General features: G+C 69.2%; 9 protein-coding genes. 6 read left to right on the top strand and 3 right to left on the bottom strand.

Annotated features, from left to right (window positions below):
- Positions 1-160: 160 nt before the first annotated feature.
- A complete protein-coding gene (locus AC1RVY_RS21425; protein ID WP_492808079.1) occupies positions 161-1,405 on the top strand; it encodes an MFS transporter in 1,245 nt (414 codons plus the stop codon).
- Positions 1,406-1,471: 66 nt separating this feature from the next.
- Here AC1RVY_RS21425 and AC1RVY_RS21420 read toward each other — a convergent pair whose 3' ends face one another.
- The 3 genes from AC1RVY_RS21420 to AC1RVY_RS21410 all read right to left on the bottom strand — a co-directional run bounded on the left by AC1RVY_RS21420 (position 1,472) and on the right by AC1RVY_RS21410 (position 3,879).
- The gene (locus AC1RVY_RS21420) at positions 1,472-2,077 is read right to left on the bottom strand and encodes a class I SAM-dependent methyltransferase (protein ID WP_492808078.1); all 606 of its coding nucleotides are present in this window, start codon (positions 2,075-2,077) and stop codon (positions 1,472-1,474) included.
- 75 nt (positions 2,078-2,152) lie between these two features.
- Positions 2,153-2,986 carry a DMT family transporter gene (locus AC1RVY_RS21415; RefSeq protein ID WP_218298020.1) on the bottom strand — a complete coding sequence of 278 codons (834 nt, stop codon included), beginning with the start codon at positions 2,984-2,986 and terminating at the stop codon, positions 2,153-2,155.
- A gap of 146 nt (positions 2,987-3,132) precedes the next feature.
- Positions 3,133-3,879: an AraC family transcriptional regulator gene (locus AC1RVY_RS21410; RefSeq protein WP_218341843.1), complete on the bottom strand. Its 747-nt coding sequence runs from the start codon at positions 3,877-3,879 to the stop codon at positions 3,133-3,135.
- 136 nt (positions 3,880-4,015) lie between these two features.
- On the opposite strand from AC1RVY_RS21410, the gene AC1RVY_RS21405 reads away from it, so the two are divergent.
- The 5 genes from AC1RVY_RS21405 to AC1RVY_RS21385 all read left to right on the top strand — a co-directional run bounded on the left by AC1RVY_RS21405 (position 4,016) and on the right by AC1RVY_RS21385 (position 18,503).
- Positions 4,016-6,178 (top strand): type I secretion system permease/ATPase, encoded by a 2,163-nt coding sequence (locus AC1RVY_RS21405; RefSeq protein WP_492808077.1) that lies wholly within the window; start codon positions 4,016-4,018, stop codon positions 6,176-6,178.
- A gap of 1 nt (position 6,179) precedes the next feature.
- Complete coding sequence (locus AC1RVY_RS21400) at positions 6,180-7,595, top strand: HlyD family type I secretion periplasmic adaptor subunit (protein ID WP_492254419.1); 1,416 nt, start codon at positions 6,180-6,182, stop codon at positions 7,593-7,595.
- Between the two features lie 5 nt (positions 7,596-7,600).
- Positions 7,601-8,266: a response regulator transcription factor gene (locus AC1RVY_RS21395; RefSeq protein ID WP_218298024.1), complete on the top strand. Its 666-nt coding sequence runs from the start codon at positions 7,601-7,603 to the stop codon at positions 8,264-8,266.
- Positions 8,259-8,489 carry a hypothetical protein gene (locus tag AC1RVY_RS21390; protein WP_255591960.1) on the top strand — a complete coding sequence of 77 codons (231 nt, stop codon included), beginning with the start codon at positions 8,259-8,261 and terminating at the stop codon, positions 8,487-8,489. Before AC1RVY_RS21395 ends, AC1RVY_RS21390 begins: the two co-directional genes overlap by 8 nt.
- Before the next feature lie 141 nt (positions 8,490-8,630).
- A complete protein-coding gene (locus tag AC1RVY_RS21385) occupies positions 8,631-18,503 on the top strand; it encodes a retention module-containing protein (protein ID WP_492808075.1) in 9,873 nt (3,290 codons plus the stop codon).
- Positions 18,504-18,689 lie beyond the last annotated feature (186 nt).

Raw genomic sequence — 18,689 nt, 5'->3', positions numbered from 1 at the left:
ATAGCTTTCTGCGCTTGATGGACCGGCGCCAGGGGCCGGTTTTGCCAGATTTTTTTTGAAAAGTGAAGCGCGGCGTCCGCCAGCCTGCAAGGCCGGCGGATGCACTTCTCCCCGCCCGTTCTGATGGCCTGCGCTGCATCCAGAAAAACCCATGCCTCCCATGCAGCTTGCCCACGCAGACCCGTCCCTCATCGACTCGCCCCAGGCCCTGCGGCGGCTTCTTGCGACCCTGGGCCTCGTCGTGCTGGGGAACAGCAGCATGTACGTGGTGTCGGTGGTGCTTCCGGCGGTGCAGACCGAGTTCGGAATCGGCCGCGCCAGCGCCTCGCTGCCCTATACCCTGATGATGGTCTGCCTGGGCCTGGGCGGGCTATGGACAGGGCGGCTGGCGGACCGCCACGGCCTGATGCCCGTGCTCTGGCTGGGTGCCCTGGCGGTGTTTGGCGGCTTCATGGGGGCGAGCCTGTCGGGCAGCATCTGGGCTTTCGGCCTTGCGCACGCGGTGATGGGGTTCATTGGCGGCTCCGCGACGTTCGCGCCCTTGCTGGCCGATACGGCGCTCTGGTGGAATCGCCGGCGGGGCATCGCGGTGGCGGTGTGCGCCAGCGGCAACTACGTGGCGGGCGCGGTCTGGCCGCCCATCGTGCAATACGGCGTCGACTCCATCGGCTGGCGGCCTACCTACATGGTGCTGGGCAGCATCTGCGGCGTGGGTATGCTCGCGCTGTCCCTGCGCATGCGCCAGCGCCCTCCCGCGATTCCGGCGTCTGCGGCAGCGGGCGCGAACCGGGCGGCGCCGGACCGTGCCCGCCCTTTCGGCCTGGCTCCGAACCACGCGATGGCGCTGCTGTGCCTGGCAGGCATCGCGTGCTGCGTCGCCATGGCCATGCCGCAGGTCCACATCGTGGCCTACTGCACGGACCTGGGCTTCGGCGCCGCCCAGGGCGCCCAGATGCTGTCGCTCATGCTGGCCTGCGGCATCGTGAGCCGCCTGGTCTTCGGGCTGATCTGCGACCGCATCGGCGGCATCCGCACCCTGTTGCTGGGGTCGGCGCTGCAGGGCATCGCCCTCGTGCTTTTCCTTCCCTACGACGGCCTGGTGCCGCTGTACGTCATCTCGGGGCTATTCGGGCTGTTCCAGGGCGGCATCGTGCCCACCTACGCCATCATCGTGCGCGAGTACTTCCCGCCCGGCCAGGCGAGCGTGAGGGTGGGGGGCGTCATCATGGCCACGCTCGTCGGCATGGCGCTGGGCGGCTGGCTTTCCGGCTGGATATTCGACGCCACGGGAAGCTACCACGCCGCCTTTCTCAACGGCATCGGCTGGAACCTGCTGAACCTCTCCATCACCGGCTGGCTCTACCTGCGCGTGCGCCGGGAGCGCGCGGACCCGCGCATGCCGTGAATTGCTCCTGAATAGATAGCTTTTCGCGCTTTCCGGACAAGCACGGGAGGCCCGCTGGATGCAGACTCACACGGGCCGCCGCAGGGCCAGCACGCTCCAGCGCACGTCCGGCCGCCCCTGGGCGTCGTCCCGCGTGCCGCTGTGCGCGGTGGTCAGCCCGTGCCGTGCGCCCAGCGCCGCCGTTTCCTGCATCGACACGTCGAACATGCGCCGCCCCCGGGGCACGGGGCCATGGCGCAGAGACATCACCACCAGCGCGCCCGGCGCGAGCAGGTCCGCCACGGCCCGCATGGCGGCGGTGCGTTCCGCGGCGTCCAGATGCATCCACACGGCGGTCAGCAGCACCAGGTCGAACTGGCGGCCCCGCAGGCCGGTGAGCGCGGGCAGGTGGTCGTCCACCCACTCGATGGGCAGCCCCGCGTGGATGCGCTGCCCCTCCTGCCGCAAGGCCGCCGTGGGCTCGGCGGCCACCACATGGTGGCCCGCGCGCACCAGCGCGGCTGCGTCCCGTCCCGAGCCCGCGCCGATGTCGAGCACCCGGCTGGGCGTGCGTGGGAACAGGTGCAGCGTGCTGCGGTGCACATCGGCGAACGCAATGCTTTCATACTGCGCCGCCAGCGCGGCGGCGTGCGTGCCATAGCCCGCCGTGCCGGGGATGGGGAGGGTGTCCATGCGAAGATCGGGTTTGCTATCGGATAGATAGCTATCAGCGCTTGATGGGCAAGCGTCTGGGCCATTTTGATTGAATCAGCGCGCTCGCATGCCCATCACGGCCGCGCCGATGATCATCACCGTGGCCAGCGCGATGCTCCAGGTGAACGGGCGGCCGCTCACCGCGATCAGCAGCGCGGTGGACGCCAGCGGCGTGATGTAGCTCAGGATGCCGATGTGCCGCGCGTCGCCCAGCTTGAGTGCCTTGTCCCACAGAAAGAACGAGGCGCCCAGCGGGCCCAGGCCCAGCACGGCCAGCAGCGCCCAGTCGCGCGGCTGCAGCGCCACGGCGGGCTCCAGCAGCGCGTGGCACAGCAGCGACAGCACGCCCGACACCAGCCCGAACAGGCCGATGGCGGTGGTGGGGAACGCCGCCACCCGCTTGGTCATGAGCGAATAGGTGGCCCAGATGAAGGCCGCCGCCAGCGCCGGCAGGTAGCCCCAGGCGAGGGTGCCGCTCAGCGCGCGCCCGCCCGCGATGGCGATGGCGGCCCCGCCAAAGCCCAGCAGTGCCGCCAGCACATGCGGCGTGCGCAGCGACACGCCGGGCAGTACCACGGGCGAGAGCACGACGATGAACAGCGGCCACAGGTAGTTGACCAGGTTGGCCTCGACCGGCGGCGCGTGGCGCAGCGCGATGAACAGCAGGAAGTGGTAGGCGAACAGGCCGTACACCCCCAGCGCCAGCGTGCGCGCCGGAATGCGCCACTGCGACGGATCGCGCAGCACGAAGGGCCAGGCCGGCACGCTGCCGATGATGAGCGCGATGCCCGTGAGCAGGAACGGCGGAATGTGGGTGAGCGACACGCCCAGCGAGGCGAGCGAGGCCCACAGGGCGATGGCGCCGAGGGCATAGAGATTGGCTTGCATGGGCTTGACTGTATGCGCGAGCGGCGGCCCGCATCGTCGCGCAACGGCGGCCGCTCGTCGCGCAGCGGCGGTGCGGCGGCGCCGCACCGGTCATTCCCTCACCGATCCATGCATCCATTCATTTGCTCACTCACCCATTCGCCGATTCATTCACCGGGGCCCGGGCTCCCCGCCGCGCCCGCCTGGCGCCGCAGCGCCGCGGTCAGCGCCGAGGGTGAACGGTAGCCCGTGCGCTGCGCCACTTCGGCCACGGCCATCCCGCCGCCGCGCAGCAGCCGGGCCTGTGCCAGCCGCTGGCCGCGCAGCCAGGCCATGGGCCCCAGGCCCTGCTCGTCGCGGCAGCGGGCCGCGAACTGGCTGGGGCTCAGGTGCACGCGCGCGGCCAGGTCGGCGACCGAGAGCGCCCCGTCCCACTGCTGCGCGGCCCACTGCCGCAGCGCGGCCCAGTCGATGGGCCGCTGGCGCGAGGGTGCCAGGCCGGGGGGCCAGGCGCGGGGGCCGGAGCCTGCCAGCCACGCCTCCAGCAACAGCGCCGGGCCGTGGGCCTGCGCCAGGGGGCGGCCTTGCTGCAGTGCGCCCGCCAGGTAGTGCGCCAGCGGCAGGGCCTCGGCGGGGGGCGCGCTGGCGCCCTGGCCGTGCGGCCGCAGGCAGCGCGCCCATCCGGGCTGCGCACTGTCGAGCACCAGGCACAGGCTGCCGCGCGCCGACTCGAAGTCATGGCGGTCGCCCGGGGCGATCACGCACCCCCCGCCGGGGCTGACGCGCACGCCGCGCCCCTCGACTTCGAGGTCGAGGGCGCCGGACAGCCCCAGCAGGACCTGGAAGTGGTCATGGCTGTGGCTACCGGGAGAGGCACCGTAGCGGCGCAGCGAAAGCTGTTCGGAGGAGGGCATGTGCACCGTGGATTTTGCTGCAACCGCACACGGACCACCAGCCGGGCGGGCGCGCGCCGGGGTGGCGATTTTTTCCTTCGCGCTTTGAATTTATGTTGCTAGAGTGAATTTCAACAAGTGGCAACAAGGAATTCATATGGTTTCAAGTGCGGGCTTGGCGCAGCCTGCAGAACTTTCAGGCAGCGGTTCCGACGAGCTGTTGGCGTGCCTGCTCATTGTTGCCAAGGCCCACGGCCTGCCTTCGACGCCCGAGGCGGTGATGGCCGGGTTGCCTGCTGAAAACCACCGGCTGACCCCCGGCCTCTTTGCCCGTGCGGCCCAGCGCGCGCACATGAGCAGCCGTCTCGTGCGGGAGCCGCTGACCCGCGTCAAGGACGCCTTGCTCCCGGCGGTCCTGCTGCTGCAGGGCGAGCGCGCGTGCGTGCTCCTGGGCTGGAGCGACGGCCACAGCGAAGCGCGTGTCGTGCTGCCCGAACTGGGGGACGCGCCCATCCAGGTGTCGCGCGCGGCGCTGGAGGCGGACTACCTGGGCACCACGGTGTATGTGCGCCCTTCCCAGCGTTTCGATGCGCGCGCCCCGCAGGTCAGGGCGGGCCGCCATGGGCACTGGTTCTGGACCGTGCTGGCCGAAAACCACGGGCTGTACCGCGACGTGCTCATGGCCGCCTTCCTGGCCAACCTGTTCGCCCTGGGCATGCCCATCTTCACGATGAATGTCTATGACCGGGTGGTGCCCAACAACGCCATCGACACCCTGTGGGTGCTGGCGCTGGGGCTGTCCATCATGCTCGTGGGCGACCTGGTGCTGCGCACGCTGCGCGGGCGCTTCGTGGACCTGGCCAGCAGCCGTGCCGACGTGAAGCTGTCGGCCTACATCATGGAAAAGGTGCTGGGCACGCGCATGGAGCAGCGGCCGGCCTCGGCGGGCTCGTTCGCGTCGAACCTGCGCTCGTTCGAGTCGGTGCGGGACTTCATCAGCTCGGCGTCCGTCGTGGCGTTCATCGACCTGCCGTTCGGCCTGATCTTCATCGTGGTGATCGGCTGGATCTCGTGGCCGATGCTGATCCCGCTGCTGTGCGGCGCGGCGGTGATGCTGCTCTACGCCCTGGCCGTGCAGGGGCGCATGCACGCGCTGTCCGAAACCACCTACCGCGCGGGCGCGCAGCGCAATGCCACGCTGGTGGAGGCGCTGGTGGGCTTCGAGACCGTGAAGGCGCTGGGCGCGGAGGCGCCCCTGCAGCGCAAGTGGGAGCGCAGCACGGCGCTGCTGGCCCGCGTGGGCGTGCAGCTGCGCCTTCTGTCGGCCACGGCCAGCAACACCTCGGCCTTCCTGCAGCAGCTCATCAACCTGGTGATCGTGATCGTGGGCGTGCACATGATCGGCGAGCGCCAGCTCACCATGGGGGGGCTGATCGCATGCACCATGCTCGCGTCGCGGGCCATGGCGCCGGTGGGGCAGGTGGCGGGCCTGCTCGTGCAGTACCACACGGCATCGACGGCCCTGACCTCGCTCAACGAGATGATGAAGCGCGAGGTGGACCGCCCCGAGGGCGCCAGCTTCATCAGCCGGGGGCGGCTGCAGGGCGCGATCGAGTTCAGGGATGTCGGCTTCACCTACCCGGGCCAGCAGACGGCCTCGCTGCGCAACGTGACGCTGTCCATCAAGCCCGGCGAGCGGGTGGCCATCCTCGGGCGCATCGGCTCGGGCAAGACCACGCTGCAAAAGCTGATGCTGGGGCTGTACCGGCCGACCTTGGGCGCGGTGCTCATCGACGGCATCGACCAGCGCCAGCTGGACCCCGCCGAGCTGCGCCGCCAGGTGGGATACGTGCAGCAGGACGTGGTGCTTTTCTATGGCTCGCTGCGCGAGAACATCACGCTGGGCGCCCCGCTGGCCGACGACGCGGCCGTGGTGCGGGCGGCCGAGATCGGCGGCATCCTGCCGCTCGTGAATGCGCACCCGCAGGGCTTCGACATGCTGGTGGGGGAGCGGGGCGAGTCGCTGTCGGGCGGGCAGCGGCAGGGCGTGTCCATCGCGCGCGCCGTCATCAACGATCCCGTGGTGCTGCTGCTGGACGAACCCACCTCGTCCATGGACCATTCCAGCGAGGAGGACATCAAGCGCAGGCTGGCCGATTTCTCGAAGGGGCGCACGCTGGTGCTCATCAGCCACAGGACCTCGCTGCTGGCCCTGGTGGATCGCATCATCGTGATGGACGCGGGCCGCATCGTGGCCGATGGCCCCAAGGAGCAGGTGGTGCAGGCCCTGCGCCAGGGCCGCATCGGAAAGGCGGTGTGAGATGGCCGAACTCAACGAGAAAGCCTTCGAGCAGATCGGCCGTGCCGTCAGGACGGGCGGGGCGGCCAGCGAATCCGTCTTCGGGCGCATGGTCCGGCGCCTGACGCCCACGGGCGCGGCCGACACGCTGGACTGGGCGGACGATGCCGACTGGGCGCGGCTGCAGCAGGAGCCCCTGCGCGCCCGGGTCCTTCTGCGCCTGGCGGTGCTCTTTCTGCTGCTGCTGGTGCTCTGGGCCGCGTATGCGGAGCTCGACGAAGTCACGCGGGGCGACGGCAAGGTGGTGCCCACGAGCCAGGTGCAGGTCATCCAGAGCGTGGATGGCGGCGTCGTGGAAGTGCTGCCGGTGCGGGAGGGGCAGATCGTCGAAGCGGGCCAGTTGCTGCTGCGCGTGGACTCCACCCGGTTCATGTCGAACATGCTGGAAAGCCGGGCGAGCCTGCTCGCGCTGCAGGCCAAGGCCCTGCGCCTGCAGGCACTGACGCAGGGCGGCACATTCATTCCTCCGCCGGACCTCCTGCGGGACGCGCCGGACATCGTTGCGCAGGAGATGCGCCTGTACCGCTCGCGGCGCGAGGAGATCAGCGCGCAGGTGTCCATCTCGCAGAACCAGCTCCTGCAGCGCCAGCAGGAGCTCAATGAGGTGCGTGCCCGCAAGGAGCAGGCCGAGCGTGGCCTGGAGTTGATGCTCAAGGAGCTGAACGCCACGCGGCCCATGGTGGCCACGGGCGCGGTGTCCGAGGTGGAGGTGCTGCGGCTGGACCGCGAGGTGGCGCGCCTGCGCGGCGACCGCGAGCAGGCGGATGCGCAGATATCCCGCGTGCAGGCCGCGATCCAGGAGGCCTCGCGGCGCATCGAGGAGGTGCAGCTCACGGCCCGCAACCAGATGAGCGCCGAGCTGTCGGAGACCATGAGCAAGCTCTCCAGCCTGTCCGAGGGCGGCCGGGCGCTGGCCGACAAGGTCAAGCACGCGGACATCCGCTCGCCGGTGCGGGGCACCGTCAAGCGCCTGCTGGTCAACACCGTGGGCGGCGTGGTGCAGCCTGGCAAGGAGGTGGTGGAGATCGTGCCGCTGGACGACGCGCTCATCCTGGAGGCGCAGGTCAGTCCGCGCGACATCGCGTTCCTGCACCCGGGCCAGGAGGCCATGGTCAAGTTCACGGCCTACGACTTTTCGATCTACGGCGGCCTGGCGGCCGAGGTGGTGAACATCAGCGCGGACTCGGTCGTCGATGACAAGGGCAATGCCAACTACCTGGTGCGCGTGCGCACGCGCAAGGCTAGCCTGGGGGCGAACCTGCCCATCATCCCCGGCATGGTGGCGCAGGTGGACATCCTCACGGGCAAGAAGACCGTGCTGGCCTACCTGCTCAAGCCGGTGCTGCGCGCCAAGGCGAACGCCTTGTCCGAGAGGTGAATGCGATGAACCACTACCTGGCCAGCGATGTGCCGCAGTCCCTGGACCGCTGGGGGGCCGCATTCCCGCAGGGCACGCGCATCGACAAGGCGCAGTGGCCCGCCATGGTGGCCGCGCTGCGCGGCGGCGGCGGGGGGCGCTCGGCCATCGTGTGGCTGAGCACCGAGTACCCCGAGTGGCCGGCGCTGCTGGGCGAACTGGTCCAGTCGGACAAGCGCGCGCGCGTGGTGGTGGCCACCGGCGTACCGGACGACCGCGAAGGCCTGAAGGCCATCAACGAAGGCGCTCGCGCCTATTGCCACCTGTTTGCCGTGCCCGAGATGCTGCAGGAAGTGGCGCTGGTGGTGCAGCACGGCGGCCTGTGGGTGGGCCGGGCACTGGTGTCGCGCCTGGCCGCCGCCACCGCGGGCCTGACGGCGCCGCACGCCGTGCCACAGGCGCACCAGGACCTGCAGCTGCGGCTGTCCTCGCGGGAGCTGGAGGTCGCGCGCGCGGTGGCGCAGGGGTTGTCCAACAAGGAGATCGCGGACCGGCTGTTCATCTCGGAGCGCACCGTCAAGGCGCACCTGGGGGCCACCTTCGAGAAGCTCGGCGTGCGCGACCGGGTGCAGCTCGTGCTGCGCATGAACCAGGGCCCGCAGGTTGCACAGGGGCCCGCATCCCATGCCTGACAAGAGCCTGCCGCCCCACGGCAATCCGCTGAGCTCCTCCGACGCCGGGCTGGCCCGGGTGACCGAGGACCTGATAGATCTGCTCATCGTGCGCGGCGTGATCCGCTTCACCGACCTGCCGCTGGCCGCGCAGAACAAGCTCCTGGAGCGCAAGGAGACCCGGGCCCGCCTGAGCAATAGCCTGGATCTATTGGGTGACGATTCGGGCAACGAAACTATTTGAGTTTCCGGGGCCGGCGGGCCCAAAAGTGGACCTAAGTCCAATAGTGGATACGGGGCGGCGTCAGTAGCCTTCACTGACATCAGTCACATGCCGTTACTTCCTGCCGCTGCGCAGGGCGTAGGGGTTTACCGGAGCCAGCCCATGTCCCAAATCGCCACCGTGGTTGCCGTCACCGGCACCGCTTTCGCGGTCGATGCCGATGGCCATCGCCGTCCCCTCAAGGCCGGAGACGCCTTGCAAAAGGGTGAAATCGTCCAGACCACGGCAGGAGGCCGGGTGGAGCTGCTGCTGGACGACGGCCAGACGCTGGCCGTGGCGCCCGCGCAAAGCGTCAAGATCGATGACAGCGTCACGCAGACCGCTGAACGCCCCACCGCCCAGGAGGCCAGCGTCGGGCAGGGCACCATCGACACGGTCATCCAGGCGCTGCAGCGTGGGGGCGACCTCAACGAGCAGCTGGACGCCACGGCCGCCGGCCTGGGCGGCGGTGCCGGGGGCGAAGGCGAGGGCAGCAGCTTCGTGCAGCTGCTACGCATCTTCGAGGGGGTGGACCCGCTGGCCTACCAATACAGCTTCACACCGCAATCGGCGCCCGACATCGACTTCAATCCATTGGCGGTGCTCACCGTCGACGCGGCCCCCACGCCGGCGCCGCCCCCGCCCGTGGCTCCGCCGCCCCCGCCGGTGCCAGCGCCTCCTCCCCCTGCGCCACCCACTCCCCCGGTGCCCGCACCTCCTCCTCCGCCGGCTCCGCCCCCACCCGGCCCTCCCGGTCCACCCCCTCCTGCGCCACCGCCACCTCCGCCACCGGGGCCCGTGCGGGTCAACCTGAATGTGACGCTGGAGGAAGAGTCCGTGGCTTCAGCGGGCGGCAACCAGGGCAACAGCTCGGGGGGCAACGGTGTCATCGGAAACGACGAGGACGATGGCCTGTCCAGCGTGCGCAACGGAAACTTCGACCTGGGCGGCGGCTCGATCTTCTCCGTCACCTTGCCCGGCTATGCCGGCGTGCCGGTGCCGCCGGGCGGCGTGACGATTTACTTCGATGCCCTGGGGCAGCCCATTCCCCAGGGAGACAGCAGCGCCCAGCCCGCGGTGCTGTTGGTGATCCTGCCGGACGGCAGCTTCACGCTGGCGGTCGTGGGGCCCCTGCACCACGCGCCCGGAGACGGTGAGAACTTCCTGGCGCTGCCGCTGATCACCTTCAACGGCGTCACCGGAGAGGGCGGGGAGTTCACCGCCGAGGTGAACATGTCGGTGCAGGACGACATCCCCGTGATCACGACCAGCGCCGAGGATGCGCCCACGCTGACGACGTCGGACCGCGGCGTCAACCAGGCCACCAACACGGGGTACGAGGGCACGGAGAACAACCCGGACGCCGTGGACTCGGACACGGACAGCAACACCTTCAACGGCACGGCCTTTGTGGTGTCCTTCGGGGCGGACGGCCCCAAGCTGCTGCCTGGCGGCAGCGAGGGAGAAGGCCCTGCCGTGCGCGACGGCTATGCCTTCGCATTCCAGATCGGCAATGGCGGAGCCACGGGGCTCTACGCCACCGGCACCAACACCGAGATCGTGCTGAGCACGACCGGGGACCCCTCCGTGGTGGTGGGACGCGACGGCAGCGGCAACGTGATCCTGACGCTGCAGATCGACCCGCAGACCGGTGCCGTGGTGATGACGCAGACCGGGGCCATCCGGCATGCCGCGCCCGATGGCGTGGACGGCGGCGGCGACGAGCTGCAGGCGCTGGGAACCGGGGTTCTCAGCGTGGTGCTGGAGGCCACCGACAACGACGACGATACCGTGGCGGCCGAGCTGGACCTGGGCGGGCGCCTGCTGTTTGGCGACGACGTGCCGGTCCACCGCTATGACGAGGCCCCCGGGCAGGGCGAGGGCCCCGGGGAACCCGTGGAGCGCGTCCTCTCGCTGCAGGCCGAAGAAGAGTCCGCCATGGAGGGCGGACACACGATAGGCAACGACGAGAACGACCTTCCGCTCACATCCGTCGACAGTGGAGGCCTGACCCAGATCAATGGCGCGATCAACTGGGGAGCCGATGGCTTTGGCAAGCTCACGGGCGTGCGCGTGGGCAGCGGTGAAGGCGCGACCAACGTTCCTGTTGGCCAGGCGGTCTGGTTCAATGCCAACGGCGAAGTAATTCCCTCGGGCCCCGGTGGAGCGCAGCCCGACGGGGCCGCCGCCAGCCTGGTGGTCGAGGCCACGGGCAGCTACACGCTCACGGTGCTTGCCACCATGAACCACGCCGCGGGCGGCACCGTGGTGCAGGGCGAGGACTGGCTCAACCTCGAAACCGTGCGCCTCGTCGGCGAAGATGGCGACGGCGATGCCATCACCGTCGCGCTGGAAACGCGGGTGCAGGACGACATCCCCGTGCACGTCAAGCTGCTGGGCATCCCGGTGCCATTGGTCGCGCTGCTGGAGGAGGAATCCGCGTCCAACGGCGACGGCGGCGTGATCGGCAATGACGAGTCGCTCGACTGGCTGGCCATCATCCCCGTGGGCTCGCTGAGCGCGTCGACGGGTGCCCAGTCCATGACGGGGGTGGTGCGCTGGGGCGCAGACCAGTTCGGCGGCGTGGCCGCCGTCCAGGTCGGCGCCCAGGAATATGCCGTGGGCAACACCATTGCCACCGTGTACCTGGACCGCGAGGGCCAGCCCATTGCAGATGGGGACACCACAACCCCCCGGTCGGTCGAACTGCGCATCGACGGCGCCACGGGCGGCTACCGCTTGACGGTCATCGGGCCGCTGGACCACGATCCGGGCCAGGGCGAGAACCTGATGCTGCGCACCTTCACCTTCGTGGGCATTGATGGCGACGGCGACCGGATCGGCGTGGATCTCTACGCCAAGATCCAGGATGATGTGCCCGAGCACGCCAGGGAGAATGGCAGTGTCGTCAAGCTCAGCCTGAAAGTCGAGGAAGAGTCGGTGCCCCACAGCGGCGGCACGCTGGGCAACAACGAAACGGCGGATGGACTGAGCCACGCCCACACCGACGCCACGGGCTTCCAGGGCGCCGTGAAGTGGGGCGCCGATGACTTCGGCGGCATCACGGGCGTCAAGGTGCAGACGGGCATCTTCACCGAGAACAGCTACAGCCCGGTGGCCGGCGTGGTGACCGTGTACTTCGACCAGAACGGCAAGGCCCTGCCCCCCGGGGCCACCAGCGGCGCGGCGGTGCTGACGGTGGAGGCGGACGGCGCCTACCGGTTCGAGGTGCTGGACAACCTCATCCACAAAGGCGCGGGCGAAGACTGGCTGAACCTGCCCAGGATCACCTTCGTGGGCGAGGATGGCGATGGCGACAGGATCGGCGTGGAGTTGAACGCCTCCATCCAGGACGACGTGCCCATCGTGACGGTGTCCGACGCCGTGCCGGTCGCCGAGCACAGCTTCACGGTGGAGTACAAGGGCGGCGAGGCCGGCTACAACAACAGCTTCGGCTATTACTTCAAGAACCCGGATGGTTCCATCGACACCTCCAGGGGCGGGTTCGTGCTGTGGGACAACGTCAAGACCGAAGGCGGCATGACCGTGTCGCTGCCCACGGGCGTGACGGCCGACCAGATCGGTTTCTTCATCATCCCCAACGGCGACAGCCAGAACGGCGCGCTGGGCGACGCCCAGGCGGTGTCGTTCCAGCTCGTGGGCGGGAAGTGGACGGCGTTCGCCGGCGGATCGCCGCTCGCGGGCGAGGGGGCACCCATCTACTTCTCCGACCAGGCGCTCAACAGCGACGGGCAGTCCCACCTGCAGCAAACCCCGTCGGGCACGGCGGCCGGCCAGGACAGCAGGGGCAACTTCAACTGGGAAGATCTCAAGATCACCTCCGGCAGCTCGGACAAGGACTACGACGACGTCAACCTGGACCTGAACTGGAACGTGCCGCTGCTGGTCAAGGATGCGCAAGCCGATCTGGGAACGAGTTCGGACAACGACGGCAAGGCGCTGGCGGGCAGCTTCCAGTTCCACTTCGGCGCGGATGGCGCTGCGGCCAGCGGCAGCAAGACCTTCGGCCTGAGCGTCGGCGCGCAGGGCCAGGCGTCGGCGCTGAAGGACACCGCGACCGGCTCTGCCGTTCTGGTGAAGATGGAGGGCGGCGCGGCCGTTGGCTACATCCTCATCGGCGGTGTGCAGACCAATGTGTTCAAGGTCTCGGTGGCGGGCGACGCGGCCAACAACGGCCAGGTGACGGTGGAGCAGTACCGCGCGGTGGTGCACCCCACCAACGATCCGCACGAGATCGTCAACATCGGCGGCGGCGTGATCCAGCTCACCGCGCAGGCCAAGGATGGCGATGGCGACAAGTCCAATACCGCCACCTACGACATCGGCCGGCAGATCAACTTCCAGGACACGGGCCCGGTGGCTGCGGACGATGCCGCCAATCTCACGGCCTCGGCGGGGACCATGGGCACCACGGAGCATGCCGTGGGCAATGTGCTGGGCAACGACATGTACGAGGCCAAGGCGGATGGCGCCCATGCCGAAGTGGTGTTCAACCGCGCCGGTGGCGACAGGTCGGGCAACACGACCGACCTGGACGGCCCGTCGTTCGATGCCAACGGCACCCTGGGCACGCTCAGGATCGCGGCCAATGGCGATGCCACCTATGCGCTGAATGACCTCAAGGCGATGGCGCTGGGCGAAGGCGCCTCGGTCACCGACAGCTTCAACTACCAGATGAAGGATGCGGATGGCGACACCGACGTGGCCAATGTGCGCGTGACGGTGCAGGGCGTGAACGACGCGCCCGAATTCGTGACCGGCAACGACCAGACGACCGAGATCTGGGTGGACAAGGATGGTGATGGCAACAAGGACGGCGACGAGGTCTCGCGCTATTCCGGGCCGAATGCCGACCAGATCGCGGTGAGCGTGCAGGAAGACGCGCTGGAGCCGGGCAACCGCGAGAGCACGGACCAGACCACCACGGATGCGGCCAGCTTCGGTGTGGCCGACCCCGACATCGGCGACACCGTGGGCGTGCGCTTCGATACGACGGGCAGCCTGCTGCCAGCGCTGACCTCGGGCGGTGCGCCCATCGTCTGGACCCCCAACGCGTCGGGCACGGAACTCATCGGCAAGGTGGGCGGCACCGAGATCATCAAGGTGACCATCGGGGGCACCTATGAAAGCGGCTACACCAGCAGCGTGGTGCTGCTGGGCCCCGTGGACCATGCGCCGCCCCCCGCGGGCACGGCCACCGATGGCGATGTGAAGGAACTGAACTTCACGGTCATCGCGAACGACCGCCCGCTCAACCCGTCCACCGGCCTCACGGACACCATGGCGCTCAAGGTGACGGTGGAGGACGACGCCCCCACCGCCAGGCTCGTGGATGGCGCCGCCATGGTGCTGAGCGCCACGCTCGAGGAAGAGTCCGCACTGCGTGGCGGCGCGAAGATCGGCAATGACGAACGGGATGCGAGCGACCTGGTCCATGGCGCGCAGCTGGAGGCATCGACCGGCGTGCAGGTGATGACCGGCGCCGTGAAGTGGGGCGCCGACGGTTTCGGCAAGGTCACCGGCCTGCAGTTCGGCGGCACCACCGTGAACGTGGATCTGGGCACGGGGGGCAAGGTGTACTTCAATGCCGACGGGCAGCCGCAAGGCAGTTCCACGGGGGCGGCCGCCGTGCTGGAGGTCCAGGCCAATGGCGAATACACGCTCACGGTGACGGGGGCGCTCATGCACTCGGCGCAAGGCGAGGACACGCTGAACCTGGGCCGCGTGCAGATCGTGGGCGAGGACCGTGACGGCGACGCCATCGGCGTGGAGCTGGCCGCCAGCGTGAAGGACGACATCCCCGTCATCACCACGGTGGAGCCCGCGCCCGTGCCGGGCATCACCGTGCAACTGGTGGGCAGCGACGCGGGCTACAACAACACCTGGGGCTACTACATCAAGGACGCCAGCGGCATGCCCACCACGGGCACGGTGGTGTGGGACAACGTGAAGAACCAGCCGGTGACCAGCGTCACCCTGCCGCCGGGCGTGCTGCCCGGCCAGGTCGGCTTCTTCATGATCCCCAATGGCGACAGCCTCAATGGTTCGCTGGGCAACAACACGGCGGTCACCTTCTCGCAAGACAGCGGCGGCCAGTGGGTCGCGCACGCGGGTGGCGCTCCGCTCGCCGGGCAGGGCGCGGCCGCACTGTTCGACAACAGCGCGCTCAATCTCGACGGCCTGTCCCATGTGAACACCCTCGCGGTGGGCCCTGTCTCGGGCAACCAGAACTGGGAGGACATCGCGGGCGGCGGCGACCTGGACTACAACGACGTGCTGCTCAACGTCACCATGCCGCTGCTGGTGGACGACAGCTTCCTGAACATCGACGCGGAGTCCGATGTGGGCTCCACGCGCTTCACCGTGAGCTACGGCGCCGACGGTGCGGCCGCGCTGCAGGGCAAGGCCTATGGGCTGGTCCTGACCGGTGGTGAAGGCACGCCCTCGGGCTTCAAGGACACCGCGCAGTACTCGAACGGCCAGCCCGCCGATGTGCTGCTCAAGAGCGGGCCCGGCGGCACGCTCATCGGCTACGTGACGGTGGACGGCGTGGAAAAGACGGTCTTCCAGCTGTCGGTCGATGCCGCCACCGGCGAGGTCACGTTCGACCAGCAGCGCACGGTGGTGCATTCGACGCCGGGCGACTCCAACGAGGTGCAGTCGGCGCTGGCGGGCAAGATCGGCCTGCAGCTCACGGCCACCGATGGCGATGGCGACCATGTCAACGCGAGCATCGACCTGGGCCGCATGCTGTTCATCGCGGACGACGGCCCCGTGGCGAAGGACGACACGGATGGCACGCAGTGGGTGGTGGACCACTGGGTCGCCACCGGCAACGTGCTCACGGGGGCGGGCACCACCTCGGGCGATGCCGGCAAGGACCAGCACGAGGGCATGCAGGACGGCGCCAAGGCCGAGGTCGTGCAGGTGCGCGCGGGTGCAGAGGGCGCCGTGTGGACGCCTGGCACGGCCGTGGCCAGCGGTGGCAGCGCCACGGTGGCGGGCCAGTACGGCTCGCTCACCATCGAGTCCGATGGCGACTACACCTACACCGGGCACCAGACCACCGTGCAGCTCGGAGGGGGCGCGGGCGTGCCGGCCGGCACCGATGCCTTCGACTACGGCAAGCCCTACACCACGAACCTGGGCGAACAGCTGATCACCAGCCCCACGCCCGCGCAGACCGGCGGCGCCGTGGTCACCAGCCAGGGCAATGGCGCGGGCGTGGACGACCCCACCGAGCCCGTGCCGGGCGACGTGGGCGCCAGCACACCCGAGCAGGTGGGCTACTCGCCCAGCCAGGGCACGGAGGCCCTGTCGGTGGACCTGGGCACGATGGCCGTGCGGGCCGTGGTGGAAATTTCCAACCTGTTCCAGAACGAATCGGGCCAGACGGGCAACCAGGGCGAGACCGGGCGCTGGGAGGCGTTCGACGCCGCCGGCAACAAGGTGGGCGAGGGCATGATCGGCGGCGCGCTGTTCCACAACGGCGCGAACGGCAGCGACCCCGTGCACCAGGGCCAGGTGGAGATCGAGGTGCTGGGCGCCGACGGCAACCCCATCGCCTTCCAGAACGTGGTGTTCTCGGGCGTGGACTATCTCGCCGGTGACAAGGGCAGCGACAGCTCGGACTACTTCGTCAAGGCGGTCAGCTTCGAGGAAGCCGTGGCGCCCGAGACGACGGACACGTTCAGCTACCAGATGAAGGACGGCGATGGCGACACCGACAGCGCCACGCTGACCATCGAAACCGGCCACCAGCAGAGCACGCAGGGCCTGGGCATGGTGTACGAGGACGGCCTGGCCACGGGCAACGTGGACAGCAGCCCGCACACCACCGATACGGCTGGCACGCTGGGCATGGGGGGCGCCACCTACGCGCTGGTGGCCCCGGTGCAGAAGATCACCTCGGCGGGGGAAGAGGTGCGCTGGAGCACGTCGGCCGATGGCAAGACCCTGACCGGCACGGCCGGCGCGGGCGCCGATGTGCGCACGGTGGCCGTGGCCACCATCGACGACAGCGGCCAGTACAAGGTGGAACTCAAGGGCCAGGTGGACCACGCCTACACCGAGAGCGGCGAGGAGAACCTGTACCTGCAGCTGGTGGCGCAGAAGACGGTGGACGGCGAGACCGAGGTCCAGGGCTTCAACATCAAGATCCAGGACGACGCGCCGGTCTACGTGGGCGGTACGCAGGACACCCTGGTCGCCAACAGCGGCGTGGGCGAGGTCACGGCGGACCTGGGCGCACGCGTGGGTGCCGACGTGGTGGGGGCGGACGTGAACCTCACGGCGACCTCGGCCACCACCGTGGGCACGTCCCCCGTGCGGTATGTCTCCATGTCGTACCTGCAGGGCGGCGATGTGCATTCCACCGTGATGACGGTGGACGGCAACAAGGTGTTCTACCAGGCCACGAGCGACGGCAGCATCAAGGCGGTGTACGACGACGGCGGTGTGCTGAAGACCGCGTTCACCGTGAACGGCGTGGTGAATGCCGACGGCACGACCAGCTACGTCACCAACATGGTGGCGGTGGCCGACAAGGTGCAGGTGGGCGAGACGGTCACACCCGGCAGCACGACGACCGTGGAGAAGACCGTGGTCTTCGGCGACAGCAAGAACGACGATGTGTTCAAGCCCAGCAGCTATACCCACTCGTCGGCTGGCGGCAGCGAAATGGGCGCGCGGTACGTGGACTCCGCCACGGGCATCTACATGCAGATCTCGGCCGACAAGGACGAGACCAAGGCCAACACCGTGCAGTGGAAGAACGGGAAGTGGGAGGTCACCCAGGACGACACCTCGCTGCAGACCGACGGCAACCAGGCCAACGACCCCGAGGTCAACTGGTCGTCCACGGGCAACGGCAATGGCGGCGGGGGCTTTGGCGTCGGCGACAACTTCATCGGCAACGACAGCTCGGTGGGCGAGCGCGATTCCGACAGGAGCGATGCCGTGAAGGCCGGCGACGGCGCGGGCGAGCGCCTGGTGGTCGAGTTCTTCAAGGCCGATGGCACGCGCCTGAACGTGACCTCCGCCGACTTCAAGCTCGACCACCTGGGCAAGGAGGAAGCCGCCGTGGTCACGGCCGTGAACACCGGCAGCGGCGGCGCCACGACCGTGGTGGGATCGCCCATCGTTCAGGAGGGCACGGCCAGCGGCGGCAACACCAATGGTGGTACCGCCAGCGTGGAGACGCCCGTCAGGGTGGATCCGGCGGGCTCGGCCACATTCAACACCGTCCAGTTCACCGCCGAGGATTGCACGGACTACCGGGTGACCGATGCGGCCACCCTGACCTACACCGAGACGGTGACGACACCTCCGGTCACGACGCCTGTCTATGCCGACCAGATGTGGATCGACCTGCAGGCCGTGATCGTCGATGGCGACGGCGACACGCTGGCGGACCCGATCGACGTCAAGATCGTCATCGACACCGGCAACACGCTCGATGGCGACGAGGTGGAGCTGTCCGATGCGGCGGCGGGCGGGCTGGCCATCAAGGGTGGCGATGCGCCGGAAACCATCGTGGGCAGCGCGGGCGACGATACCGTGCAGGCTGGCGAGGGCAATGACACCGTGCAGGGAGGTGACGGCGACGATGTGCTGGATGGGGGCCCTGGCAGCGACATCCTGGCCGGCGGCGATGGCGACGACACCATCGAGATCAACCTCGCGGACAGCAGCCCCGGCGGCACCGACAAGGATGTCGTCAAGGACCTGGAGGAGGGCGACAAGATCGAGGTGGCGGACCTGCTGACGGACGACGGTGGCGACCTGCTCGCAAGCCTGCCTCTGGCGGCGGATGCCTCGGGCGACACGAACATCGCGGTGGACAGCAACGGACCGGCGGCGGGCGGAGCGTCCCAGACCGTGGTGGTGGAAGACACCACGCCGGAGGCCCTGGCCGTGGACCTGGCCCTGGGGACCCCCGATGTGGCGACGGTGACCAAGCCGAACGACGACTGAGCCACGCACCCCAGGCGCAAGGGGCCTGGGGTGCGTGGGTTGTGGATGGGCAAGAAAAAGGCTGCCACCGCTTGTGGATCAAGCGGTGGCAGCTATCTGTTTTGATGACAGGCAAGAGGCCGGCGGCAGAGTGCCTTCGCCCTCGCTGGCACCGGACCCTTCATGTCGCGCGGAGCCACCGCGGCG

The organism is Acidovorax sp. GW821-FHT11A03 (assembly GCF_058809075.1).
The sequence above is the reverse complement of the archived record's forward strand: the minus strand, read 5'-3'. Positions and strand labels throughout refer to the sequence as shown.